Raw genomic sequence first — 802 nt, 5'->3', positions numbered from 1 at the left:
GGTCTACACCATGACCATGCTCGCGGCGGCGGTCGCGACCTTCCTGCTCGCTTTCGCGCATAGCTACGAGCAGATGCTGCTTGCCGCGCTCGGCGTCGGGCTTGCCGGCGGCTCCTTCGCCGTCGGCGTCGCCTATGTCTCACGCTTCTTCCCCGCTGGAAAACAGGGCACGGCGCTCGGCATCTTCGGCGTCGGCAATGTCGGCGCCGCGGTCACCAAGTTCCTGGCGCCGCTCGTGCTGCTTGCCTGGGGCTGGCAGTCGGTGGCGCTGATCTGGGCGGCCGCTTTGGTCGTCATGGCCATCGTCTTCTGGTTCACGACCGACGACGATCCGGTCATCCGCGAGCGCCGCGCCGGCAAGGCGGCACCCGCGAGGAGCTTCTGGCAGGAATTCGCGCCGCTGAAGAACCTGCAGGTCTGGCGTTTTGCCTTCTACTACTTCTTCTCCTTCGGCGCGTTCGTGGCGCTGTCGCTCTGGCTGCCGCGCTATCTGATCGGCGTCTACGGCTTCGGTATCGCCACCGCAGGCATGATCGGCGCCGCCTATTCGATCCCCGCCAGCATCTTCCGCGCCTATGGCGGCGTGCTTTCCGACCGCATCGGCGCCCGCACCGTGCTCTACTGGACCTTCAGCGTCTGTGCCGTCGCGACTCTCGTTCTGTCTCTCCCCTCGGCAGACTATGTCGTGCGCGGCATCAGCGGGCCGATCCCCTTCCACGTCGAGATCGGCCCGCTCGCCTTCATCGCCGTCGCCTCGGTGCTCGGCTTCTTCATGAGCCTCGGCAAGGCCGCCGTCTACAAG

1 protein-coding gene is annotated in these 802 nt (G+C 66.6%); it reads left to right on the top strand.

The genetic code is table 11. The features are described 5' to 3' along the window. On the top strand, nucleotides 1-802 hold an 802-nt coding region (locus EOD07_RS36175), incomplete at both ends, for an MFS transporter (protein ID WP_127238492.1).

It is taken from the genome of Mesorhizobium sp. M2C.T.Ca.TU.002.02.1.1 (assembly GCF_003997225.1).
The sequence above is the reverse complement of the archived record's forward strand: the minus strand, read 5'-3'. Positions and strand labels throughout refer to the sequence as shown.